Annotated in this window: 25 protein-coding genes; 10 read left to right on the top strand and 15 right to left on the bottom strand. The window is 32.7% G+C overall.

Features of this window, described 5'->3' with window-relative positions; genetic code table 11:
- Positions 1-21: 21 nt before the first annotated feature.
- From PMT9312_RS01970 to PMT9312_RS01955, 4 genes are read left to right on the top strand one after another with little or no spacing between them, the layout of a single operon-like run.
- Complete coding sequence (locus PMT9312_RS01970) at positions 22-1,971, top strand: hypothetical protein (RefSeq protein ID WP_225866670.1); 1,950 nt, start codon at positions 22-24, stop codon at positions 1,969-1,971.
- A 2-nt stretch (positions 1,972-1,973) separates the two neighbouring features.
- Positions 1,974-3,005 (top strand): hypothetical protein, encoded by a 1,032-nt coding sequence (locus tag PMT9312_RS01965; RefSeq protein WP_011375941.1) that lies wholly within the window; start codon positions 1,974-1,976, stop codon positions 3,003-3,005.
- The gene (locus PMT9312_RS01960) at positions 3,002-3,715 is read left to right on the top strand and encodes a DUF6339 family protein (protein WP_011375940.1); all 714 of its coding nucleotides are present in this window, start codon (positions 3,002-3,004) and stop codon (positions 3,713-3,715) included. The genes PMT9312_RS01965 and PMT9312_RS01960 overlap by 4 nt, the downstream gene beginning before the upstream one ends.
- Positions 3,712-5,772 carry a DNA cytosine methyltransferase gene (locus PMT9312_RS01955; protein ID WP_011375939.1) on the top strand — a complete coding sequence of 687 codons (2,061 nt, stop codon included), beginning with the start codon at positions 3,712-3,714 and terminating at the stop codon, positions 5,770-5,772. The genes PMT9312_RS01960 and PMT9312_RS01955 overlap by 4 nt, the downstream gene beginning before the upstream one ends.
- An 18-nt stretch (positions 5,773-5,790) precedes the next feature.
- Here the strand turns inward: PMT9312_RS01955 and PMT9312_RS01950 are convergent, their stop codons facing one another.
- The 6 genes from PMT9312_RS01950 to PMT9312_RS01925 are packed head-to-tail and all read right to left on the bottom strand — an operon-like array spanning position 5,791 to position 13,737.
- Positions 5,791-6,660 (bottom strand): DUF6339 family protein, encoded by an 870-nt coding sequence (locus PMT9312_RS01950; protein WP_011375938.1) that lies wholly within the window; start codon positions 6,658-6,660, stop codon positions 5,791-5,793.
- A 2-nt stretch (positions 6,661-6,662) separates the two neighbouring features.
- The gene (locus PMT9312_RS01945; RefSeq protein WP_011375937.1) at positions 6,663-7,556 is read right to left on the bottom strand and encodes a hypothetical protein; all 894 of its coding nucleotides are present in this window, start codon (positions 7,554-7,556) and stop codon (positions 6,663-6,665) included.
- 6 nt (positions 7,557-7,562) lie between these two features.
- Positions 7,563-9,485 carry a hypothetical protein gene (locus PMT9312_RS01940; RefSeq protein ID WP_011375936.1) on the bottom strand — a complete coding sequence of 641 codons (1,923 nt, stop codon included), beginning with the start codon at positions 9,483-9,485 and terminating at the stop codon, positions 7,563-7,565.
- 7 nt (positions 9,486-9,492) lie between these two features.
- Positions 9,493-10,485, bottom strand: coding sequence for a PD-(D/E)XK motif protein (locus PMT9312_RS01935; RefSeq protein WP_011375935.1), 993 nt, complete (start codon positions 10,483-10,485; stop codon positions 9,493-9,495).
- Between the two features lie 54 nt (positions 10,486-10,539).
- On the bottom strand, positions 10,540-13,266 hold the full coding sequence (locus PMT9312_RS01930; RefSeq protein ID WP_011375934.1) for a Z1 domain-containing protein: 2,727 nt from the start codon (positions 13,264-13,266) through the stop codon (positions 10,540-10,542).
- Positions 13,267-13,320: 54 nt separating this feature from the next.
- Complete coding sequence (locus PMT9312_RS01925; protein ID WP_011375933.1) at positions 13,321-13,737, bottom strand: very short patch repair endonuclease; 417 nt, start codon at positions 13,735-13,737, stop codon at positions 13,321-13,323.
- 317 nt (positions 13,738-14,054) lie between these two features.
- Between PMT9312_RS01925 and PMT9312_RS01920 the strand changes: the two genes are divergently transcribed.
- Positions 14,055-14,246: a hypothetical protein gene (locus PMT9312_RS01920; protein WP_036924148.1), complete on the top strand. Its 192-nt coding sequence runs from the start codon at positions 14,055-14,057 to the stop codon at positions 14,244-14,246.
- A 96-nt stretch (positions 14,247-14,342) separates the two neighbouring features.
- Here the strand turns inward: PMT9312_RS01920 and PMT9312_RS01915 are convergent, their stop codons facing one another.
- A complete protein-coding gene (locus tag PMT9312_RS01915; protein WP_011375931.1) occupies positions 14,343-15,125 on the bottom strand; it encodes an SIMPL domain-containing protein in 783 nt (260 codons plus the stop codon).
- 254 nt (positions 15,126-15,379) lie between these two features.
- On the opposite strand from PMT9312_RS01915, the gene PMT9312_RS01910 reads away from it, so the two are divergent.
- Positions 15,380-15,559 carry a hypothetical protein gene (locus PMT9312_RS01910; protein ID WP_036924151.1) on the top strand — a complete coding sequence of 60 codons (180 nt, stop codon included), beginning with the start codon at positions 15,380-15,382 and terminating at the stop codon, positions 15,557-15,559.
- Positions 15,559-16,059 carry a hypothetical protein gene (locus PMT9312_RS01905; RefSeq protein WP_011375930.1) on the top strand — a complete coding sequence of 167 codons (501 nt, stop codon included), beginning with the start codon at positions 15,559-15,561 and terminating at the stop codon, positions 16,057-16,059. The genes PMT9312_RS01910 and PMT9312_RS01905 overlap by 1 nt, the downstream gene beginning before the upstream one ends.
- A 13-nt stretch (positions 16,060-16,072) precedes the next feature.
- Here the strand turns inward: PMT9312_RS01905 and PMT9312_RS09345 are convergent, their stop codons facing one another.
- Together PMT9312_RS09345 and PMT9312_RS01895 are read right to left on the bottom strand one after the other, a co-directional pair.
- A complete protein-coding gene (locus PMT9312_RS09345; RefSeq protein ID WP_011375929.1) occupies positions 16,073-16,984 on the bottom strand; it encodes a DUF4268 domain-containing protein in 912 nt (303 codons plus the stop codon).
- A gap of 223 nt (positions 16,985-17,207) precedes the next feature.
- Positions 17,208-18,062 carry a PD-(D/E)XK nuclease family protein gene (locus PMT9312_RS01895; protein ID WP_011375927.1) on the bottom strand — a complete coding sequence of 285 codons (855 nt, stop codon included), beginning with the start codon at positions 18,060-18,062 and terminating at the stop codon, positions 17,208-17,210.
- A gap of 151 nt (positions 18,063-18,213) precedes the next feature.
- Between PMT9312_RS01895 and PMT9312_RS01890 the strand changes: the two genes are divergently transcribed.
- The gene (locus PMT9312_RS01890) at positions 18,214-18,396 is read left to right on the top strand and encodes a hypothetical protein (protein ID WP_036924154.1); all 183 of its coding nucleotides are present in this window, start codon (positions 18,214-18,216) and stop codon (positions 18,394-18,396) included.
- A 35-nt stretch (positions 18,397-18,431) separates the two neighbouring features.
- Here PMT9312_RS01890 and PMT9312_RS01885 read toward each other — a convergent pair whose 3' ends face one another.
- From PMT9312_RS01885 to PMT9312_RS09685, 3 genes are all read right to left on the bottom strand, one after another.
- Positions 18,432-18,809 carry a hypothetical protein gene (locus PMT9312_RS01885; protein ID WP_011375926.1) on the bottom strand — a complete coding sequence of 126 codons (378 nt, stop codon included), beginning with the start codon at positions 18,807-18,809 and terminating at the stop codon, positions 18,432-18,434.
- A 71-nt stretch (positions 18,810-18,880) separates the two neighbouring features.
- Positions 18,881-19,348 (bottom strand): cupin domain-containing protein, encoded by a 468-nt coding sequence (locus tag PMT9312_RS01880; RefSeq protein ID WP_011375925.1) that lies wholly within the window; start codon positions 19,346-19,348, stop codon positions 18,881-18,883.
- Positions 19,349-19,431: 83 nt separating this feature from the next.
- Complete coding sequence (locus PMT9312_RS09685; RefSeq protein ID WP_193741825.1) at positions 19,432-19,575, bottom strand: hypothetical protein; 144 nt, start codon at positions 19,573-19,575, stop codon at positions 19,432-19,434.
- A 182-nt stretch (positions 19,576-19,757) separates the two neighbouring features.
- Between PMT9312_RS09685 and PMT9312_RS01875 the strand changes: the two genes are divergently transcribed.
- Positions 19,758-19,943: a hypothetical protein gene (locus tag PMT9312_RS01875; protein ID WP_032515599.1), complete on the top strand. Its 186-nt coding sequence runs from the start codon at positions 19,758-19,760 to the stop codon at positions 19,941-19,943.
- 26 nt (positions 19,944-19,969) lie between these two features.
- Here PMT9312_RS01875 and thiD read toward each other — a convergent pair whose 3' ends face one another.
- A complete protein-coding gene (gene thiD, locus PMT9312_RS01870) occupies positions 19,970-20,749 on the bottom strand; it encodes a bifunctional hydroxymethylpyrimidine kinase/phosphomethylpyrimidine kinase (RefSeq protein ID WP_011375923.1) in 780 nt (259 codons plus the stop codon).
- A gap of 50 nt (positions 20,750-20,799) precedes the next feature.
- Positions 20,800-21,423, bottom strand: a complete 624-nt coding sequence (locus tag PMT9312_RS01865) for a TenA family protein (RefSeq protein ID WP_011375922.1) — start codon at positions 21,421-21,423, stop codon at positions 20,800-20,802.
- A 410-nt stretch (positions 21,424-21,833) separates the two neighbouring features.
- Between PMT9312_RS01865 and PMT9312_RS09680 the strand changes: the two genes are divergently transcribed.
- Complete coding sequence (locus PMT9312_RS09680) at positions 21,834-22,007, top strand: hypothetical protein (protein ID WP_193741826.1); 174 nt, start codon at positions 21,834-21,836, stop codon at positions 22,005-22,007.
- 23 nt (positions 22,008-22,030) lie between these two features.
- Here the strand turns inward: PMT9312_RS09680 and pip are convergent, their stop codons facing one another.
- Positions 22,031-22,981, bottom strand: a complete 951-nt coding sequence (pip, locus tag PMT9312_RS01860; protein ID WP_011375921.1) for a prolyl aminopeptidase — start codon at positions 22,979-22,981, stop codon at positions 22,031-22,033.
- Between the last annotated feature and the right edge of the window lie 96 nt (positions 22,982-23,077).

The following is a 23,077-nucleotide window of genomic DNA, read 5'->3' as shown; positions in this document are numbered from 1 at the left end:
TATATAGTGTCTGAAGGGGAATTGAAAACGGCAAAGACACAACTGAAATGGATTGGGACACCATCGCTTGGACAGGGTAGATCCAGTGGTGGTAATGCCGCAAGTGAAATTTTTGAAGCAGGTGGGTCACAGAGAAAAAGATCACTGCTGGAAACACTTGTCAGAGAAATCTGTCAGAACAGTCTCGATCAGAGAAAGGATAAAAAGGTGAAAATATTTTTTGATCTGATTGTGCTCAAGGGAGAGAAAAAAGAGAAATTTCTTAAATCAATCAACAGTGAAACTCTTATCCCTCACCTTTCATCAGTGAAAGGTTCAAGTGGAACTGCCCTCACCCTGAAGGCCGGAGTTGAATCCATGAAATCATCTGATCTGGTGTGTCTGAAAATCAGTGATTACGGAACTGATGGTCTGACAGGTGATGACTGGGACGAGAAAGGAAATTTCCGTAAGCTCTGTGTGCAGAATTTTTCAACCGGGAAAGAGTCTGGATTAGGAGGAAGCTTTGGGCTGGGGAAGGCAGTCAGCTGGATGCATTCAAGAATATTCACTGTTCTTTTCTCATCAAGAATTGAAGGCAGAAAGAAATTAAGAATTTTTGGAAGAAGCGAAATTCCTGCTCATGAAATGGACGGGAAATCATGGCTTGATGGTGCCTACATGGGATCTGAAAGTGAAAAAGATGGAATTCCTATTGCAGAATCCACCTGGATGAAAGAAAGAGATGCAGAAAAAATTCTTCTCAATCGTGATAATGAATCTGAGTGCGGAACAACTATCCTCATCCCAACTTTTCATGAACCTGATCGAGATGATACTGGTTCATCAGGGATAAGAGATCCCGAGGAGCTCTGCAGAGATTTCACAAAAGCTGCATCAAAATGGTTCTGGCCTGCAATCAGCTGGAAAAGACTTGATTTCAAAGCAAGAGTATTTCGAGAAGAGGGTAAATCAGCTGAATATATATCTGAAGCGCGTGCTGATGAAATATGGTCTCCATTCGTTGAATGCGGGAGAGTCGAACCTTTTGAAGGTGCAAAATCATTATTCCCAGGCGACAGTTCCTCAATTGATGTTGAGTTTCCCATACCTAGAAGAGTGGAACCCTCAGACAATCCTGAACTTCTTCATGATGAGCTCAAAAGTACTGTCAGAATTGGAGTTACAAGAGTCTCTTCCAAAGAGGAATGTCTGCCATGCCGTTCAACAATTGCTCTCATAAGGGGTTCTGGAATGGTTATAGATTATGCCGAAGGTACAAAGTTAAGTGATGGAGGTTCCTATTGTGCAGCTGCATTTGTAGGTACATCATTGAACGAGATTGCCGAATCTGACAAGACAGAGTTGAGCAAGGAAAATAACGCATTCGCTGAAGAATATTTCCGTGCAGGTGAACCAGTGACTCATGATGACTGGCTGCCTACAACAAGAAGACTGAGAGAAAGTTATATATGGAGAGGTCATGCCAGCAGACTTAGAGGAATCAGATATGAACTTAGGCAGATCCTCATTCAGAACTTACTGACTTCATTTATTGCTCCTCCTGATGAAGGGCCAGAAATGCTTAAAAGAATGATTAATCTTGGCAGAGGAATTAAAGAAAAGAAAAGTCTATCCAAGACACAAAGTTCCGCACTTGAAGTTGTTATAGATAGAGATCAATGCTCCTTTATTAAAAAAGCCAATGGATGGAGAATAGCTGGCGAATTAGTACGATCAGGTGAATCAAATAGAACTGCAAAAGTACATTTATCTTTCCAGAGCATTGCAGACAGTGGCCAGGGAGAAATGTGGGGAATAAGTGATATGCGACTTATGGGGAGTGAAAAATATATTTCATATGACGATTCTGATTCAAGGAGATTTGTATTCTCTGCTGAAAACCAATTTTCATCAGTTCCTTTTGAGTGCATAGTCAAACCTCCATCAGGAGTAAACCCTGAAATTGCAGGCTTCAGGAAGGTGGGTTAATTATGCATTTTGTCCCCTGGAAAACAATAGATCTTGATGGAGCATTTCGAATAACAGCTCCAGACAGTATTTCTGAAGAGGTAATTCAGGAAGTAAGTAATGGAATTACTTTCAAGTTCAATGGCAAACTTGAAAAGACAAAACTTGAAATACTGCTAACTGCACCATTTGAATGGGAAGAAACGCTTCATCCCACAGAGAGGGGAAATCCTCCTGTTAAATTCATATGCCGTCTTATAAGCAGATCAACAGGTAGAAGAGAAATAATTGAGTTAGAAGATGGTGGTGGTGGATTCTTCTTTTCCGAGACTTCTTATATACCTTTTTTAAATGGAGAAGAAGTCAGGGCAGAAGCCCTTCTTGTGAGAACAGAACAATTTGCCGGAGAAAAAGCAAGGAGCGGCTATGCCACAGAAATGGGTCAGATAATTGGAAGAAGTCTGATTCATACCATTCGTTTTGCTACCGCCGAAGCTAATAATGACTCCATCTTCAACATAAAGTGGCAATCCTTTCCCACTGAAAGTAAAGATCAGTTGTGGAGATTAATACCAAGTGAACCTCCAGTAATTGAAATGAATGCAGATGTAACTACATCATTGAAAAAACTTCTGATGAGTAAGTCCCTGAGGAAAGATATCAATTCCCTTCAGAGAGATATCATCTTCACCGCAATTTGTTCCACTGTTTGGACCATGCTTATTTCTATTTCGATGAACTCCATCCAGAATTTGTTGAATACAAACAGTGACCTGAGCAGTGAAGAAATTATTGAGCAATTGCCCCCATCACAACTTCAGACTCTATCTCTATTCTCCAAGAATCTTCTTGAAACAAATATTTCTCCACATGAGGCGGTTGTTGCTCTTGCGAATGAACTTAGATCCCCCGAATCTTTTCAGAAGTTTATTCTAAAAATGAGTTCAATAATCCAGCAGGAAACAAAGATTTTGGAATTGGCCGAAATAATGGCAAGAGGGTGCAGTTTTGAATCAGAGATTCCCGTTGACCTTGAAAAAGAGGAGGTTGCATGAGCGAAAAACTCTTCAGATTGAAATCACCTCTAATAAGTAATGGACTTATCTCTGCTTTAAGAAATCCAGATTCTGTAAGTGTAGAAGCAGTCAACTGCACGGTTGATCTTACGAATCTCTCAACACTTATAGATCAACTTATTCTCGAAAAAGTAATTGGTGCAAACCTGGATGCAAGATTAGTTGAGTGTGTTCATACAACATTCAAATCTCTGCCTTCTCATATTCTTACTGATATGAGGATGTGGCACTGGCTATGCGTAATAAGATATCCAAATATTCCGTGGCTTAGATGGAGAGGTAATATTCCGGTTGATCCGGAAGATGGATTTACCGTTGGAACAGGAAAGAAACATGTTCCATCACTTAGATTTCTTGGGACATCATCAATAAATGGACATGGCAGAAATACTTTCTCGAGACTTTTTTTCGCCGCCGACAGGATGATGGAGAATGATAATTCTGACTATTCTCTGGTCAAAAAATTATTTACCAGTCAGGAACTTCATCTTGGGTTGAGTGATCGAGAATTTGGCCTGATCCCCAAGATAAATAGAATACTTACTGAAAAGCTAGTTGAATTACCAGACAGCAAAGTAAGAATTGCAATAAGAAAATTAAATTCCATTGGAGGTTCAATATGTCTTGATCTTTTAAGTGAAGAACAACTCCAGCAGTTAATTGATACTCAGAGTGAAGAGGTCGCATGATTCATAAAAATGCAGTAGGGAAAACTGATCCTCACAGATTAAGTCCTGTAAGAGGGCCTTCATCAGAACTTGAGGCACATGTAGATTCATGCAGTTTTGATGAACTTCCTGAATATGCAGCAAAGGTTCGATCTATAAAAAAAGAACCTTATTTTGCTGTTGACCTTTTTTCAGGTGCCGGCGGTTTAAGCCTTGGACTGCATCGTGCAAATTTTGATGTAATACTGGCCTGCGATATCAGAAACGATTCAATAATGACTCACAGACATCACTTTGGTGGATGCTCATATGAATGCGATTTAAGCAAAAGAAAAGTTATTAATGAAATTTCAGAACAACTTAATAAGTGTGGAGAAATATCACTTATTGCAGGTGGACCCCCATGTCAGCCTTTCTCCCGAAATATCAAATGGAGAAAACATAACGAAGAAGTTTCTGCTCAACATCAGGAACTTAATGAAGATAGAAGAGAATTATGGGAATCATTTATTTCGATAGTGGAGCAGGTTAAACCAAAAGCTTTTCTAATGGAGAATGTTACTGATATTGCGCAGACAGGTGAGCAGGAAATATATAGATCAATCATTAATAGAGCTGAGAAAGCTGGCTATCGCATAAATCCTAAATTAATTTATGCATGGCAATATGGAGTGCCTCAACTAAGGCCTAGATTATTTATTTCCGGAACAAAAATAAATGAATGTGCTCCTATGAAATGGCCAAAGCCTAAATATGATTCTGTCGAAGAGGCAGTCACATTAGACGAGGCGATTTCAGATCTCCCTCCACTTAAAGGAGGATGGAATGAAAAGTGGGATGAAAAATATAGCTATGAAGGACCAAAAAACGATTATCAGAAATTAATGAGGGATTGGTTGGATATTGATGACGAGATGATTCATGATCACCTTATAAGAAAAGTTAGAGAAGATGATCTTGAGACATTTAAATTAATGCGATCAACCGGGGTCAAATATTCCCAATTATCAGAAGAGCAAAGAAGATATTCAGTTACGAGCAAAGCTTTCAGAGAAGGTAAGAAAGTAAAGCAAAATCAGAAAATGAGTTTTGGTGATAAATACAATATCCTCAAACCTAATGAACCATGTCTGACAATAACTGCCCATATGTCAAAAGATGGTTATTGGTATATTCACCCTCACCAGAATAGAACCCTATCAGTCAGAGAAGCGGCAAGAGTTCAGTCATTTCCTGATGGTTTCAATTTTTATGGAGGGCCTTCAAATAGATTCCACCAAATTGGAGAGGCTGTTGCACCGATTGTTGCTTTTGAACTCGGCAAATCTTTAATGAAATCAATTAAAAATGACAAAGAATTTACCCAACCTGATGTAGTGCCCAAACTTAGAGAAAATCTTATTAACTGGTATGAATCAAATAAAAAAGAAGTTGAACTTATATGGACAAAGAAAAGGGAAGGTAGAAAAATAATTCCAAGCAATATAAGGGCATGGAACGCATTTCTTGGAAATTTACTGCCAGAGACTTTTAAAAAAAACAATAAAGAAAAAAATAAACCTGCGATCTTAGGAGATAAAGATCTCGAAAAAAGGAAGAAAGATACCTACCAAAGATTAAAAAACTTTTGGCCTACTCCTGAGATTTTTCTTCAAGATAAAGCTAGAAAAATGAAAATAAAAAGTTTTAGTCTTGAAAAATATATCCCTTCACTAGAACTGATTGCAGAAGAACTTAAAAAAGATGAAATCGACTGGAGTGAAATCACAAGAAAAGAATATGATTTGTTCTCAAGGAATTCGGTGAGAGGAGCACTTGCTACTGTTGGATTAACCACCGAGATAAAACAATCCATAGTAATTAGCAGAATTATTTCTCAGATCATGAATATTGATTATGAAATTTTGAAATTCAGCAATATGAATAGAGATATACATATAGGTCATTTACTTGAAATGGATATCGAGGGGACAGGCTATTGTTCACTTCTAGCATTATCTAAAAATGAAAAAAAAGAGACCATAATTAATTCTTTTTTTAAGAACATTCAGTTTAAAGAAGTTCATAAAGCTGCTTAAATAAATCCCTTTAGATTATTAATCTATTTTGATAACTTTTTTAAGTAATGACTTAGTAGATGAAACAAGTCCTCTATTTGACTGTTTTATTTCATTGATAACCTCTTCTTCACGCTTCAAAAAAACTTCTGAAATTAACTCTTTTAAATTATTTGCATCAATTAAATCTAAAGACTGAACAACTCCATATGATCTTAAATCTTTCGTAGCCTCTCTATAAATTTTTAATTGGTTTGAAGCTTTCATATCTTTTCTTCTTTGTCGCATTGCAAGATATTCTTCAGCTAAAGGGATAGCTATTCTAGAGTTACTTCCTAAACTTGTTCTTTCGAGAATATTACTAAAATCGTCTTCTTTAAGTTCTCTAATTAGACCAAATCTATCTTCATGAGAAGGACCACGATCAAGGCTTAAAATTCTTCTGAATATTCTCTGAAAAGCATTTCTTCCGCCTCCAATAAATCTTACAGACCATGATTTTGTTGGTTCTCCCTCAGGTGGAAAACCCCATCTCCAAGAAACAATATCTGGCATAATAACAATTGATAAATATGACCAAAAATCATTTCTAAATGATTCTCCACTTGGTTCTCCATCAATCCATAAATAGGACCAATTAGATAAAATTTTTGCCACTTCATATTCAAACTCTAAAAAGCTTTTTTGATTTGTTGAAGGGAATCCATATTCTTTTGCTTTTTCTAAAATATTATTTCTTAGTTTCTCAAGATTTTCATCATTAATAATTTGGCCACCTGTAGGAACATAAAAAATCCCTTCAACCTTAAAATTACCTTTGGGGTCCAAAGTCTCACAGTTTGATTTTGAAGCAATATCTTCCAAAATAACTTTTGCTTTTATAGATGGTAATTGAGGTAAAAGATTCATTATTATTCCTCTTTGCTACTTGCAAGATTCTGACAGCGTCTTCTAAAAATACCCTGTTCATTAATAATTTGGTTAGTTATATTTTTTAAATCTGAATCTTTTCTAACATTAAGACTACTCAACCAATCAGAGATAATTTTTCCTAATGAATCATCAGGATATTCTGCAGAAAGATCAAATTGATAATCATCTTCACTAAGTAAAATTGAACTTAAGACAGTTGTAATAACATCTGTTTTAATTAAATGTTGTAGAAAAATATCATTTTGAAGCTGCTTTTCAAAATCTTGATTTTGATTATTTAAATAAAGAGTTGTTGTTGTTGTAAAAGTTTCATTCAAACTATCTGCCTGAAATTCGACATACCATAATGCATTCCCAAATCCACTTTTACCAAAATCTGTTCTTCTTATAGAGAAGTTTGCAAGATCACCTTCTAATTGCAAAGAAGCTTCTTCCATATATAAAACACTTCCATTCTTGATCTTGAAATTATTTATTTCTACTTCATCTGTATATATTACTAATCTAATTTTTAGTTTTGATGATTGTAATTTTGAAGGTATTGTCATTTTAAATGGTTCATCATTGTGTCTTATCTCAGAGACTTTATATTCTGCCAATTTTGCGCGCTTACCTGTCTGCTCAGATTGACCTGAAGATAAAACAAAAGCTATTTTTGAATGATCAATTATTGACAATAAATTTGCTTCAGAATATACATTATTTATATCCCAACTTAATTGACAAGATATTTCTAGTGAAGAATCATAATCCCAATTACCTGATCCATATTTAAAGTCTCTAGGAGATTCCAAATTTATTAAAGATTGCCATTTTGATTCTTTAGCAATAAATGGAAATAAAGTTGGATATGGGAAAGCTATATTTTTCATTATATTTTACTCATTATTTAATAATTCAGCATTCAAATAAACCGCAACGTAATCAGGTATTTCTACAGAAACTCTTATATCTGAATTATCAGAATCCTGTTTGAAAGTTAATTTATCTTCTTCCAAAAATTCTTCTTTATTATTAACTAAAACTTTTGTGATTTTTGGAGATTTCCCATTAGGTGCAAAAAATTCCTTACCATCATCGGTCTTTACAAATGACTTTAAATTAATATCAACCACGTTATCTTTTTTGGTTGAAAGTTGCATAGAGAAATCTGCTATTAATTTTTCATCTACTAATTTTGTACCTAAAGCAATAGGCTTTGTTAAGCGAGAAATTTTTGGTTTAGAAGAGCCAGAAGATTGTGTTCTTTCTTTTGATCCATCTGAACCACCAAAACCTTTTCCGATTAGGGACCTGCCAATATCTCCTGCTAATTTTGCTAATGAATCTCCTTCAAATAAGGAATCATTTTCCTCTTGGTTTTCAATAGAGTTAATTCCAGATAATATTTTTATTTTTTCTTTTATTTTTGTAAGTGCTTGATTAACGTAAGTTCTTTGATAATTATTTTCAAGTGATTGTGGATTCCAGTCATCGTGAGAGGGAGGCTCAGACCTAGCAAAAGACTGTTCAATTTCAGAATCATTATTACAAATAAAGACCCCACCCCATTGCGGCTGGCCTTCCTCTAAAGTTCTACTAATATATTTGACTACTAGTTCAGCTGGTCTTAATAAAGCAAAGTGAGAAAGTTTATCTGGAATCAAAGACTCTTCTCCCAGTAACTTTCTAAATCTTTGATCAGCTTCTGATTCATATGAAAATTTTTGAACACCTACATAACCAAGTAATTTTTTGGGCCTCTGTGAAAATATCTCATCCTCTTTTTTCCTAGCTTTATTTAGAGAAGCAGTTAACAAATTAAATGGAGATATATATCTTGGATCGGGAAGATTTTTGGTATTTCCAAAAATTGATATTGTGCATTTCATTGGAACATTTTCATCTTCATTGGGTGTGAATTTTGGCCATGCATGCCATAAAAGAATTTCTTGTATTCTTATCATTAATTTTTTGCAGAGAAGATCATTATCTTCAGGCCTCTCTAAGGCAAGTTGATTTTCTTCATTATTATCTTCTAAATCTTCTAAATTAGGATCAAGAATAATAAGTGATGTACCGGTCCTACTACTATTAAGTCTTGTCATTAATCCCATTTCTTTGGCATAGATTTTGGCTTCATCTTCAATTAAAGGATCAACTGAATTTGGTTCTTCTAGAGACTCACTTTTAGTCCCCCACCAATGCCTTCCTGTGAATCTTTTACCTTTATAATTAAATTCGGAACCTAAAGCATATCCAATCATTCTATTTTGAATTTTATTTTTGTTTCTTGTTAAAGTTTCAATTAAAACAGTATTACATTTACTCATCTTGAAAAGGGAAGATTTACCAAATCCATAAGTCCCTCCACCCAATTGAATATCTCGGGGACTACCAATATTTTTTACAAAATTTACAAAGTCATTACTTTCAAGATCGCTCAAAGACTCAGAAGCGGAGAAGGGACCTCCAAGGCCTCTTGTACCAAAATCACATATCTCTAAAACTATTTGATTTGGTTTATTAAAAAACCTTTTCAAACCTTTATTAACACTCTCATTTGCCTCATCAGGCGGCAATTCTGAAAAGAAACTCTGAAACTTTAATTTTTCTGTTTCATTCAAATTTCTAACTCTGATTTTAAATGATGGTACGGCATTCTTTTCACCTATTGAAGCATCCCAACTATTCTGAAGAGTCTCTCTCAAAAGCAATTCTAAAGGACTAAGAGAAGGCCTACCTAATAATTTTGATGCACCTTCAGCTGATATATTGCCGTCTCTTCTGAATGGTTCGCTATGAATATTTATTGAAATCATATTCCCCTCAACTCTTAGAAATCATTTTAAAAACTTCTTCATTTTCAATCTTAAAATTTGATACTTTATTTAAATCAATTTCATATCTTATTTTTGAAATACTTTCTGGTATTAATCCATTTTTAAATGATGCTTCATTAATTCTTGGGAATTCATCCTCAATAGAATAAGAAGAACATTCGCTTAATGAAAACTTATACTCCAGCCAAAGTTCCTTATGTTCTTTTGAATATCCTGCTTTAAAAACAGTTTCTTCAAATTCTTCTTTATCTTCAATTTTAGAATATATTTCTTCAACAAGATCAGGAACAGTTATATTTCCCTTTGGATTTTCAACGAAAATAGAATGAAATAAAAAAAGTGATCTGCCAGATATAGGCTCAAGTTGATTTAGATTATTAATCGTTATTTTTGGTTCTCCTGCCTGAAAAGAAGCTTTAATTTCAACATCAGTTTTATCCCATGTAAAATCCCTTGAAGAGCCACTTGGGCCATTCCAACCCTTCCATAAGGATTGATCTTTTTTAATAATTTGAGAAATAAAAATCAGTTCTCCTGTTAAACCTAATATTTCTTCATCGCTAGGTAAAGGTCCTCCAGCTCTGGAAAGAAGTCTTCTGAATTCTGATACAGCATCAATTGTTGCTTTATTGGGCGTAGAACCATCTGATAAAAGTCTTATTAAACGACTTATTAAAAACGAAAAAACATTTTCAAGAGAATCATCTAAACAAATTATTTTTATATATGGCTGCGCACCATTTTCTGAAGGTACCAAATCTCTTGAAATCTCCAAACGCGTACAACCAGGTTTAGGCAAAGGATTATCAACTCTTTTATCTTTTAATAAAACCATCTTTCTTCCCTCTTTATCAATCCCAATTAAAACCATATCTTTCACAATACCTTCTAAATTAAAAGGGATATATTCAAAAGGTTGATCTGATATTTTTCTTATAGAGTTAACTTCTTGCCAAATTTTTTCTAATCTTTCAATCATTATTTATCAAATATTTCTTGAGTATAATTTTACGCATAATTCTTTCTTATGCATTTAGATATCTTGAGAAACTAATTCTTTATCATCAATTATTTCTCCAAACTCATCGATATTTATCAAATCAAGTTTTAAGAATTTTTCAGCATTAAATTTATCAACAGATGGGAAAACAACTCCCACCCCAAATATTTCATGTTTCTCCATATCATCTTTTTCTAATCCATAAAAAAGTGGAACTCTCTTTTGTGCATCATCTATTTTTTCCAAATCGATATTCTTCCAATTGCGTGGAAGCGAGTCTCTATTAATTGGGAATATCAAAAGTAAGGGTCTTTTCCCTAAAACTTCCTCCCTAAATTGTCTTACAAGATCCCACTCTCTTATTGAATCATCTTTTTCCTGTTTCCATTTATTATATTCTTGCCTATCTACATCAACCAATAAATCACTAGCAAACATCAATGCTTTTATAGAAATCTTATTTTTTAAAGATGCTGTATCAATAAATTGTTTGGATCTATTTACTGTACCAACGTCATCTAATTTTCCAATTTTTATTTCTCTATTCGATGTTTTCGACCCAATTATTCCTATATTCCATTTTCCTAAAGATGAACTATCTTCATCTACTTCATTTTCAATAAACTGATCAATTTTTTGTAATGTTTCCTCATTAAATTTGAATGATCTAAAGAACTTTAAAATAGGCGGATATTCTACATCTTTTAAAACATATGAATTATCTGTTTTTTGAAAATTATCTTTAGTATATTTTGTTGAGTTATTTATTAAATTCTCAATACAAGAGAAATTTGATTTGTGAAAGTTTTTATCCGTCGGAAATGCAATTGTTTGTTTGTAAGTTCCATATAAGCTTCCAACACAAACAGATAATTTATTCATATTCAATTTATTTCTTGCGGTTATATTTAAATTGGCAAGAAGAGGAACTCTGATTGACATTTCTTGTGGAGTAAGTCCCTCTTTTCCCATATCAGAAATATCAGACCTTATTAAATTCTCAACATTAACTAGGTCTCTAAAGTTATATTCCAGATCAAAAGTCATCCAGATTCTAGGAAGATCTTCATATCCTTTTCTATATCCAAACCATCTACCCATTTGCATTAAAGTATCGTATTGAGTTGAAGACCTAATAAAAAAACTACAAATTAAACCTTCTATTGTTAAACCTCTAGCGAGAACATTTCCACCTATAACAATCGCATGAATATTCTTATCAGTATCAAAATCTAATCTATCTTTTGAATTAACGGTTGAATTTTCAATTACAAGTTCAATACTTTTTGCTTCTTTTAAAATTAAATCTTTAATTTCATTAAAAGATTCTATGCATTCAGGACAACTCAATTTATTTCTAAAATTTGTATCCAATACTTTTGATTCTTTTTCCCACAAAAATTTAAGTCTATTTAAAGTAAATTCATCTCCATTTTCAATATTCTTAATTAAGGGATTTAACCATTCCTTCAACAAAAGATTCTTAAGATCTTTATGTGTTTCAGAATATATTGTGGTGTGAATCAGCATACAGCAATGATCTTTCCCTTGACCTCTTAGAGTTTTCGCACACAAGCAAAGCAAATAATAATCACAAGAATCAACCAAACTTTGAGTTAATGATGGAGTGAAATCAAATCTCGCTTTTTGTGAAGGTGGTTGGAGATTTTCTATTTCATCAGCCTTGACTCTTCTTATAAAAGGAAGTTCATTATCATTATCTACATCAAATTCATCTCCAAATAATTTTCTGGCGCCAAAATAGTTTTTGGGTTCATCTAGTGAAACTATAAAATCATTTGGATAAAGATCTAATTTACCATCAACAGATTTTTGAGGGGTTAAAATATTCGCATAAGGAGTAGCCGTATAACCTAGATAAGTTACTTTTCTTAAATTCTCTAAAATTTGTCTTATATATTTATTAGTTTGAGATACTTGTTCTCTATATGCTTTTGTATTTAGACTGGCTTGATCGCACTCATCATCAACTATCAAAGTTGTCATTCCTTTCCTTTTTACTTCGGACTGATTCTTAATTTTCTTTAGGAGCCTCTTTAAAATAAATACATTTTTTTTAATTATAAGAATTGTTGTTTTTCTTTCGTTATCCCAAGTAGGTAATTCAGTGTATGAAGTGAAATCATTTTCTTCATCTGTACAAAAATACCATCTATCTTGAAGATGCTGACCCAAATCTTTTTGCATCCTAATTTGAGTTTGCTTCCTTAAAGAATCAGTTAATCCTGCAAGAATTATTATTAACTTATAGCCTCTATCTGCTGCTTTAGCTATTGTAGCGGCCATGTTTGATGTCTTTCCACTTTGCACATATCCCAGAACTAAACCTTGGAATCTTTTTTCTTTTTCTGATGCTGGAGACAGTATTTGATTTACAACTTTTGTAGATGATTCATCTACTGAATTAATCTCTTCATCGCTCCAAGATTTTGAAACTGATAAATATTTTTTAAAAGCAAACCAATTTAAATCTATATTTTCATCAGGCGATAAGTACCATTCTTGTTGATTCTTTTTAGAAATAGTACTTGCAAATTTAAGAGATCTTATCCCTGATCTTTGCCTTTTAAGTTCAATAAAGGCTAGATCAATAGCTTTTAATTTATCTTCTTGATTACCATAAAACTTTATATGATCACTTTTAATTTCTTCATAAGAATCTTCTACTGAAACCCCAGAACGAAAGCTTTTACTTTCTATTTGGTTTTTAAAAAAATCAATGAGTTCTTGATCAATCAATTTTGCGAAGAAATTTTTAAATTATTATATGCTAATTTGAAAAAACTTTTTTAATTAATTTTTAATATTCAAAAAAGTATCTTTTAAATACTGTATTTTTGTTAATTCACATTCCCAAATAACAACAGATTGCCAGCCAATATTTTTTATTTTTTCCTGAATTTCCAAGTCTCTTTTTACGTTTGCTTTAAATTTACTTTTCCAGAATTCTTTTCTTGTTTTTGGATTAGAAGCATACTTACAATTTTCATGCCTATGCCAGAAACATCCATGTACAAAAATTACTGTTTTATATTTTGGCAAAACAATATCAGGAGAACCTGGTAAATCTTTTCTATGCAATCTGAATCTAAATCCCATTGAATGGAGAAGTTTTCTCACCGCGATTTCAGGCTTTGTATTCTTCGATTTAATTGCAGACATATTTCTTGATCTCTGCTCACTAACCTTATGCATTACTTCACTACTCATCAGCCTAAATAGTTTCTAAACAATATACTCACCATCACCCTATAGGTACCTATATACAGTACGTGCATTATGTGTTTACACACATACCCACGTAATTTATATAGGTGTTTTAGTTGTTGTTGATTGTGGTTATTTACCCCTACTTACAATGATGATGTATACACATCCAGTAAGTAGTCCCCTCTAAATTTCTTGTCTTTTACCCCTTCCCCCCGTGTATTATGGTGGGGTTGCGTAATTGACTGGTATGACTAAGATCTCAGAGGTCAGCATTTTGCCTTAAATTCATATATATTTAACAGAGATTGTCTTCAGTAATGCCACTATCGTCATACCGGATGCATAGGATTTATCTTGCAGCGACCATGAATTATGGTCTAGGTTCTGATGATCCTGAAGAGTTGGCCTACTACAACAAAATCAGAAAAGAGATGGATGATATGAAAAAAGAACCATTTAAAAAAGGGATACCCCTTAATTGGGATACCCCCGAAGGAATGGATAAATGAATCTGAATACTTTTTTATTAATTGATGGGAGTCTGATGCTTATTGGTCTGCCTTTGCTGATGATTCTTAAAGGCAAAAAGAAGACTCCCTAAGTCATCACTTAACAGCGAAAGTCACTCCCATAACTGCAGTGATGTCTTTCTTGATAGTTGAAGTGTCATAAGAACCCCAGCTGCTTACCTTCGTGGAATTCGGAACTGTTATCTGAAAAACACCGGTGTTCACTCTCTTTAAACCACCTACTTCAGAGCCTGCCTGAAGAGCAATAGCTTCAGCCCTAACTCTTGCATCCTTTGCTGCCTTAGCAAGCATGTCAACGCGTTTATCAGCCAGTTTTGAATAGGTGAATTCAGGGCGGCTCGGTTTAACCCTTAAACCTTTACCAAGCAATTCTGTTATCTGACTGTGAGTCTTCTGGATGTTATAAACATCCCTACTTTCAATCTCAATATTCTGATAAGTAATCCATTCAGTTCTAATGATTTCATTAGTCTTGGGATTCCTTGTTTTATATTCACTGATACTCGCAGGTCCAAGATAAACATCCTGCTTTACACCATCATCAATTCCATTGGCTTTAAGGAATTCCATTGTCTTATTAATGGACTGTTTATGCTTGGTAAATGAGTCAATCTGGGTTTTACCTGAGGTCTTTACCTGTACTGACCATTTTGCAATATCACTCTCAAAACTTTCAGTACTTGCACCGGTAACAGTGATAGTATTCTCAACCGTTCTGAACCCTCTCACAAGGACCGTGGAGGCGCCTATAAATCCTCCAAGAGATAAGACAGCCATTGCGAAAACAAGTGGCGGAGTGCGGCGTATAACGCCCAGAGAATCGCCTGGCAGCGACCTGAGTCTATTAATAATTTTCATTGTTTATCAGTATGTGTGTAGGAGCTTTTTAACAGCTGAACCGAAAGAAAAATATTATAAAAATCCCTGACTTTTATTCCTTCAGTTCTATCTGGCCATTAATGGAAACATCTTATGTTGATGTGCCAATTTTGGAGTCGGTTACTTATATTGCCAAATGAAATAATTGTTCGCAAGAAGTATATTTGTATTATGAGAAAAGTTATTTAGAACTAAAAAAGCATTCAAAATAGACAATCTTGATCAGCAAAACTATGGAACTATTTACAAGAGAAACTATTGGTAATTACACGAATGATCCTTACGCAAAAAATGATCATAAATACTCCAAAGAGATGCAAGAAGTAAGAAAAGAATTACGCAAGCTAGATCAAGAGACAAAAAAAGATGGTGGAGTAGTTGACTGGAATCGTATGTTGAACGATTTCATGTGATGGTGAAAAGAGGCAAGCCAAAAAGAATCATTAGGAGCGGTAAACCTTCTGTTTGCCCTGAGTGCGGTAATAGAAATTTTTTAATTGTTGTTTATGGCATGCCAACTCAAAAGGTCTGGGATGATACTGGGAGGTATGACTGTAGAGGATGTTGTCTACCTCCTTTTGTAGAAGTTATTGACCATAAAGATGGCAATATTTATCATTGCCCAGAGCCTAAATATGTGTGTAGTAAAAAGAGGTGCAGTTTAGAAGTTTATATGAGAAAAGATGCAGAGATAATGCCGCCAATAGATGACTCATCATATTTCAATGGCAGAAAATGGATGCAAGGGGATTTTGTAATTCAAAGCCAACAGGCAGCAAGATTAAGAAATAAAGTATGGGAGCATGGTGGCAATGGCGAAGAAGCAATGCAAAAAGCATTTAAAACTAAAACTATCCGGCAACTTCACCAACTACAAAGAAAATTATTAGAAGGTAAAAATAGGGATGAATGAAAATTTAAGTAAATTAAATTATTTCTTCCAAGGTAGAAACGTATAATTCTTGCATTTTAGCTAACCAATTCAGCTTATCTTCCCAGTTACTGTTATTGATCAAATCTCCATCTGATTTTTGATGGAAGAATACTCCTCTAGACTTATCTCCTTCACCTATTGAAGATCCCAAATATTTTTCCAAGGCATCCTGATGGGGTTCGAGCTGTCTATATACATCTTCTGAATCGGCATTCCTTATCCCCCTTATAAAAATTCCAACACATTTTTTTGCTAAATAAATTGATACTACAAAATTTGAGTTAGGGACATTTCTCCAACGAGAGCTAGTTGACTTCAAAGATTCATAATTTTCTTGTTCAGGATAAATTTCAATCAATCTCTGCCAAAATGCAAATCTCCATTTGGATAATTCACTTTGTTCTCCAACTGCTCTTACTTTATTCTTGATTTTTCTATCCCAACTATTTGGCTTGGCTACTGTTTCAAACATTGGAGCAATCGAAGAATTATCAATTTGAACAGCCTTTACTTGCACAGCAAAAAAGGAAAAAGGTTCTACTGTGTTCTCATTAAGCCATTTAATTGCTGATAGGTGAGGTTCTCTGAAACTACTTGCTACCCATATAATTACTTCTGCTTCTAAACCTGCAAGATAAGTAAGAATTTGTCCTAAGTGAGTATGATCTGTCTTTTCTAATTGATTTTCAATTAATATTCTCCTATCATTCTGTGGATCTATAGCAATGATATCTGCTGAAAAAGATTCTACTTTTACTTCTTGCCCTTCAAGTTCTAATTGAATTCCTATTTCGTTAGATAGATATTCAAGATTATCTGCAAGCCAAGGAGTGAAATCTTGAGCTTCATGACTCCAAGCTTCTCTAAGATTTACATTTTTAAGTTTTCCTAATTTAATACTCATTTCTACAACCTATTATCCATCAAGCCTATCAGCATAATCTCTTAATATCTCTGCCATCTTTTTAGGTGGTATTTCTTCCTGATATTCCCTACATAGATCAAAGAACTTTTCCAAGAATTCTTTCATTTTAAAAATTCATAAAGAGCTAATTACTCCTTAATTGTAGATCGACTGTCAATCAATTAAATTATCTGATTGCAGATACCTTATAGACAAAATTAGACTAGAAAAGATTCCCTTGAATCTCTTCACTATCATCTTTCACAGGATTACAAACTAACTTGGCATATTGCTCAGAATAAGCGCAGTTTTTACAGGATGAATTTGGTTCCGGGATCTGATTATTATTCATCAAAGAGACCATTGAATCTATTTCTTTTTCAATCCAATCAATATTCCAATCATAGGGAACTAAATATTCGTCAAAATTCATTCTTTTATTGAATTCCTCTTCATCTCTTTTTGCATTACAAACTAAAAAATAAGATGTTTTATGAACATCAAATCCCATCCCCTTTAGAAGATAGGCATAGAAATCCATTTGAATTTTATAACCCTCATGATATGGATCATCAAGATAATCCTGTTTATCTACTCTTCCAAGTTTTGCCTGAGATTTGTAATCAACAACTATTAATTGTTTTGTAATCTTGTGCTGCCAGATATCATCAACTCCTCCAGTCAAAATGATGTTTGTATTTTTATGACGAAGCATTAATCCTTTGTGGAGAGAATTACGCCAGTCATCTATTTCCGGATGATCGAAAGGAACTAGATGACTTAAATCATTTTCAATAAATAATCTATGAGGAATTTGTCTGTCTCGACAATAATCAAACTCTTTTTTTAAAAGTAAATCAGTAGTCTCATTTAAAGTCCATCCTGGTGTTCCTGGTGGATCTAAACCTTTCACTCTGTCCAAGTAAAAACATCTTTTGCAGGTTAAAAAATTAGAAAACCTTCCTCTACTAATTTTAAAATCTTTTTTCTGATTGGGAGAGTAAGAAGAAGATGCTCGTGTTCTTAATCCAGTAGCTTTTACAGTTTCCTTTTTACTATTTCTTTTCAGATCTATCATGACCTTTAAATTCAGGAAGAATCTTATATGTATAGATTATCTATAGAACAACTATTATCAAAATTAATTTATAAATAACCAATTTAAAAAATAATTATTATTTGGTATCAGATGTACCTTTTATATGTTTTTTGGTAGCTATTAATTAGATATGAGTTATTTTGCTGAACCTAACCATATTGAATATGATGCATGGTTCGATGAAAATATCGACCCCCTAGACCTTTTTGATTACTCAGATGAAAAGGAGTTCAGTAATTCGGTACACGATAAGTTCCATAAACTTTCTACTAGAAATTTAACAATTGGTTCTTCTGATAATTTCCAATGGTAAGGAAATATTCTTCATTTCACAGATATTTATGAATCTTATGCAGAATATGTTCCATCACTTTCTCTTCTTGCCTTAGCTGATACAATTTCATCTACAACTTTTTCAATCATGTAAGCACTTTTTTTACCAAAGCATTTTTCTTGTTTAATGTTCACAAAATCATTTGAAATACAATCAATATGTTCACAACAATCGCATTTAATATCAATTTTCATACCTCTGTAAACCTCCAAAGACCTAGAAAAAATCCATTGCTGAACTGAAATACTTTCCCAACCATCAAAATTCGACCACTCTTCAAAATCCCTATTTAGTATGCCTTTTAATCCATCTACCTGATTTAAATAAACTAAGGATGAATCTTTTCTTGATTCATCACTGATACCAATTGTTTTGACAGAATTTTGACTCATTACTTATAAATCAATAAAGTAACCCTATAAATCTAAAGCAAAATTTGATAACCCATAAACGAACAAATGTCTTAAATAAGGTCATTAATTGCTTTATCTAACCTAGAAGTATGATTTGTATTTCTGAGCAATTCAAAATCCTTAAAATCAAACCCAGGCCCAACACAACAACTCACCAAAGTAAATTCTCCTCTACTTTTTGCAGCTTGCCAATATCCAGATGGAATCATTTCTACTGGATTATTGGAATCTAAAATTAAATTTCTTATTAACTTATTATCATTATCTAGACACCATAATTGCAGTGGATCACCCCTAAGATAAATCCAAATCTCATCTGCATTTTTTACTCTATGCCAAGCACTTTTTGCGTCTCTATCCAAAAGATAGTAAATTCCCGTAATGAAGTTTCTACTTTGACCATCTTCCCTTATTAGAGAACTCTTACTCCTTACTATCTCCCTAAACCATCCACCTTCAGGATGCGGAGATAAATTAAAATGTTTAATTATTTCTATATTTTTTTGATTAGGATTCACTTAACAAAAACATCTTTAATTTAACTCTTAATGAGAAATAGAAACCCGAAAGTAACTCAAAAATAAATTAAGTTTTCTAAAACTTAAGCGCAAATAACTGATAAGTCTACAAAATTCTTATTTTCATCTGCCAGTTCAGTAATAATTCTATTGAGCCATTCAGAGGTAGTCTCACAATAGCCTACGTTTAAAATAGTTTTTTGTTTTTCTGTTACTTCTTTATTCATAGTAAAAGTATTTTTATATAAAATAGTCTTTAATTAAATCTATGTGAATAAGTCTTAATTACTATCTATTTCAAAAAGTTGTATTTAATACATATTTAAGAACTGCTCGTAAACAAATAAAATTAAATCCTTGACAAGAAAATCTATACAAGTTTGAGTAGAAAAAATTTACTATTTAACCTATGAATAACATCAAGATTGAGGAATTGATGAAAGTAAGGTTCGATGGTATCGCAAATAGAATTGGGCAATTAAGCAAAAGGGAAAGTGAGTCTTTATTGCTTGAGCATCTTGAGTGGTTGGAGGGTGGATGGGAGACAGAAGAAATCTTATTTTTAAAAAAGCCCTACAGAAAATGGTGGTTCTAAATCCACTTCCATAAATAAATAATTAATTAATGATGACCTAAGGGGCCAGGGCCAGATCCTATTTTGTAAGAATTTTCTAAAGATTTTTCAACAAAAAATTTTGCTTTTTGGATAGAGTCAAGTAGATCAAAACCTAAAGCTTTGTAACCGCAAATAGCTGCACTTAAAGTACAACCACTACCATGGGTATTTTTTGTATTTATAAAATTATTAATTAACCATTTTTTTCTACCATTTAAATCAAGAAAAAAATCTTTCCCTTTCATCTCTTTTAAACCGCCACCTTTTATAAGTACTGCCTTGGCTCCCAGACTAATAATATTTCTTGCGGAATTTTCGATATCTTCTTTATTCCTTATTTCTAAACCAGAAAGTAGATTTGCTTCATAAATATTTGGAGTTACTAAATCCGCAATTGGTAATAAGAATTTTTTATAAGCATTAATCGCAGAATCCTCCAGTAATTTAGAACCAGTTCTTGTAACCATTACTGGGTCAATAATTTTGGTTATTTTATATTTATTTAATTTTGATGCAGTATCAATGATTATCCCTTCATTTAGTAACATTCCAGTTTTTAAAGCATCAAAGCCAAAATCAGAAAATAAAGTATCTAACTGACTTAATAAAGTATTCTTTTCTACTGCTTCAACGCAATTAACTGCAATACTATTTTGTGCAGTAATACATGTAATAACAGAACATCCATGTACTTTAAGGGCCATAAAAGTTCTTAGGTCAGCTTGTATACCTGCTCCACCTCCGGAGTCACTACCTCCTATTGAAAGTACAACTTTAGAATACATAATTTGATTAACTCGTCTTTAAAAGTACTATAAATAGATTTTAATTTAAATTAGAAATCTGAATATGCATTAAAAAAATCTAATTCTAATTCAATTGCTCTTTTGTATAAATATTTTGCCTGATTAATATCATATGATTCTTTGTTGGTCTCAATAAGATTTTCGAGTAAATTTGCTAAATTTTCAAAGTTCTCATCAGAGTAAGTAATTATCCATTCTTTGTATTTATTATCAAAATCCTCTTCATACAACCTTTTTCCTATCCAAGCATAAAGTCGCATACATGGAGTCATTGCAAACATTATTTCAACGGAGCTAAGTCTCTTGGAAACATCATCAAGGAAATCTGTATAATTTTTAGTAGCTTTTTTTATATAGTTATTAGACAAATCAATATCCCATTCTTTTGCATAAGTTTCATGAAGTATTAACTCTTCTGAAACACCCATTAGAAGTTCACTTAACTTCCTTATTGAATATTTATCTTTTGATTTAGAAACGGCAAGACCATATGCCCTAGCAAAAGTCTCTAAAAAGAAATAATCTTGAGCCAAATATTCTTGAAAAATATTTTTAGGCAGTCTTCCAGTTTTTAAACCTTGAACAAATTTTGTATTTAAACTTAGTAGAGCGATTTCATAATTATCCTCCCAAAGTTTTTCTGTTATTTTCATTTTTTTTTTTTTTTTTGATTTTTAGTTATTCTAAAATCTTTTATATTTTGTACATACATACTTAAACTTAAGTTGCCAGGATTTAAAGAAATAAATATCTTATGTTTTAAGATAGACTTAAGAATGTATGATAACGAAGCTCTTTATAAGGCTATAAAATATAATGATATTTTGCCTATTTACATAATTGAGCTATAGAAAAAGGGTGAGAAAAATATAAATAATAAAAAAATTTTCCTAAGAAAAAGCAAATACAATACGAGCTAAAATTAGATATATCAATTTGATTGTCAATCATTTCAAGATTCCTTTTATTGAATAGTAAAGTTTTTTTTAATTTTGAAATTAACTATATAAATCCACGATGAAGTAATGCAAAGCTTTAATGTATTGATTAGATTCTATTAATTATGTCTGAAAGGTTTGAATGGGACGATACCAATAGTTCGGGTATATGGTGGAGTACTAATGTAAGTATTAGAGACGAGTGCATTTTGCTTAAGGAAGATACTCAATGCGAAGATTCTGATATCGTCGAACTTCTTATGAGTATTGCACAAAATATTGAAGATAATGGCCTTTAATTTTTAAAAAAATATTCTTTTTATTAGAGATTTTCAATTCCTTTTACAGCTTTTATTAATTCGATACTAATACCTTTTTCACTCATTGAATGACCAGCATCATTAACAATAATTAATTCAGAATTCTTTAATTTTTTATTTAAATCCCAAGCACTCCTAACAGGACATACGACGTCATATCTACCTTGAATTATTTTTGTTGGTATCGATTCTATTGATTTTATATTTTTCAAAATAAAATCATCTTCTAAGAAAATATTATTAATAAAATAATGACATTCGATCCTCGCAAAGGCATCTGAAAAAGAATTAACTTGGGACTTACCAAAATCAAATTTTTTATTTATTAAATGACTAGTTGAAAGTTCCCATTTTGTCCAAGCTGCTGCTGCTCTTGATCTAAGCTTCACATCTGAAGATGTTAGATATTTATAAAAAGAACTTATCAAATCATTTCTTTCTTTTTTTGGTATTAAAGAAATATATTCTTCAAATTCATCGGGGAATATCTCACTTGCACCATATTGATAGAACCATAATAATTCAAACTTTCTACATAAAAATATTCCTCGCAAAGTTAAGCTCATAACTCTTTTGGGATTTTTAATTGCATATATAAGTGAAAGTGTTGAGCCCCAAGATCCACCAAACAAATTCCAACTATCTATTTTAAATAAAATTCTTAATTTCTCAATATCATCAACTAAATGATTAGTCGTATTTTCTTTTAATTCGGAGAAAGGAGTTGAGGAACCGCACCCTCTTTGGTCAAATTGAATAATATCGAATTTATCTGGATCAAAGTATCTTCTATATCTTGGTTGACTTCCTCCTCCTGGACCTCCATGAATTACCAGTATTTTCTTTCCATTTGGATTGCCAGATCTTTCCCAATAAATAGTATGAATATCACTAACTTGTAAAAAACCCTTTTCACGTAATTCAATTTTCGGAAACAAGACTTGATCTTTCATTTTGAAATATTTTTAATCCCTTTATAAATCTATAGTATCCACAAAGACTTCAGTTTAAAATCAATTTCTTAAACATAAAAAAGGACTGTTTGAGCA

This window comes from Prochlorococcus marinus str. MIT 9312 (assembly GCF_000012645.1).
Lineage (GTDB): Bacteria > Cyanobacteriota > Cyanobacteriia > PCC-6307 > Cyanobiaceae > Prochlorococcus_A > Prochlorococcus_A marinus_L.
This window is presented reverse-complemented; position numbering and strand designations above follow the sequence as displayed.

Excerpts from the sequence above, each read along its gene's own strand:
- PMT9312_RS01965 (WP_011375941.1), top strand. The coding sequence starts at position 1,974 with ATGCATTTTGTCCCCTGGAAAACAATAGATCTTGATGGAGCATTTCGA.
- PMT9312_RS01960 (WP_011375940.1), top strand. The coding sequence starts at position 3,002 with ATGAGCGAAAAACTCTTCAGATTGAAATCACCTCTAATAAGTAATGGA.
- PMT9312_RS01955 (WP_011375939.1), top strand. The coding sequence starts at position 3,712 with ATGATTCATAAAAATGCAGTAGGGAAAACTGATCCTCACAGATTAAGT.
- PMT9312_RS01950 (WP_011375938.1), bottom strand. The coding sequence starts at position 6,660 with ATGAATCTTTTACCTCAATTACCATCTATAAAAGCAAAAGTTATTTTG.
- PMT9312_RS01945 (WP_011375937.1), bottom strand. The coding sequence starts at position 7,556 with ATGAAAAATATAGCTTTCCCATATCCAACTTTATTTCCATTTATTGCT.
- PMT9312_RS01940 (WP_011375936.1), bottom strand. The coding sequence starts at position 9,485 with ATGATTTCAATAAATATTCATAGCGAACCATTCAGAAGAGACGGCAAT.
- PMT9312_RS01935 (WP_011375935.1), bottom strand. The coding sequence starts at position 10,485 with ATGATTGAAAGATTAGAAAAAATTTGGCAAGAAGTTAACTCTATAAGA.
- PMT9312_RS01925 (WP_011375933.1), bottom strand. The coding sequence starts at position 13,737 with ATGAGTAGTGAAGTAATGCATAAGGTTAGTGAGCAGAGATCAAGAAAT.
- PMT9312_RS01920 (WP_036924148.1), top strand. The coding sequence starts at position 14,055 with ATGCCACTATCGTCATACCGGATGCATAGGATTTATCTTGCAGCGACC.
- PMT9312_RS01915 (WP_011375931.1), bottom strand. The coding sequence starts at position 15,125 with ATGAAAATTATTAATAGACTCAGGTCGCTGCCAGGCGATTCTCTGGGC.
- PMT9312_RS01910 (WP_036924151.1), top strand. The coding sequence starts at position 15,380 with ATGGAACTATTTACAAGAGAAACTATTGGTAATTACACGAATGATCCT.
- PMT9312_RS01905 (WP_011375930.1), top strand. The coding sequence starts at position 15,559 with ATGGTGAAAAGAGGCAAGCCAAAAAGAATCATTAGGAGCGGTAAACCT.
- PMT9312_RS09345 (WP_011375929.1), bottom strand. The coding sequence starts at position 16,984 with ATGAGTATTAAATTAGGAAAACTTAAAAATGTAAATCTTAGAGAAGCT.
- PMT9312_RS01895 (WP_011375927.1), bottom strand. The coding sequence starts at position 18,062 with ATGATAGATCTGAAAAGAAATAGTAAAAAGGAAACTGTAAAAGCTACT.
- PMT9312_RS01890 (WP_036924154.1), top strand. The coding sequence starts at position 18,214 with ATGAGTTATTTTGCTGAACCTAACCATATTGAATATGATGCATGGTTC.
- PMT9312_RS01885 (WP_011375926.1), bottom strand. The coding sequence starts at position 18,809 with ATGAGTCAAAATTCTGTCAAAACAATTGGTATCAGTGATGAATCAAGA.
- PMT9312_RS09685 (WP_193741825.1), bottom strand. The coding sequence starts at position 19,575 with ATGAATAAAGAAGTAACAGAAAAACAAAAAACTATTTTAAACGTAGGC.
- PMT9312_RS01875 (WP_032515599.1), top strand. The coding sequence starts at position 19,758 with ATGAATAACATCAAGATTGAGGAATTGATGAAAGTAAGGTTCGATGGT.
- thiD (WP_011375923.1), bottom strand. The coding sequence starts at position 20,749 with ATGTATTCTAAAGTTGTACTTTCAATAGGAGGTAGTGACTCCGGAGGT.
- PMT9312_RS01865 (WP_011375922.1), bottom strand. The coding sequence starts at position 21,423 with ATGAAAATAACAGAAAAACTTTGGGAGGATAATTATGAAATCGCTCTA.
- PMT9312_RS09680 (WP_193741826.1), top strand. The coding sequence starts at position 21,834 with ATGTCTGAAAGGTTTGAATGGGACGATACCAATAGTTCGGGTATATGG.
- pip (WP_011375921.1), bottom strand. The coding sequence starts at position 22,981 with ATGAAAGATCAAGTCTTGTTTCCGAAAATTGAATTACGTGAAAAGGGT.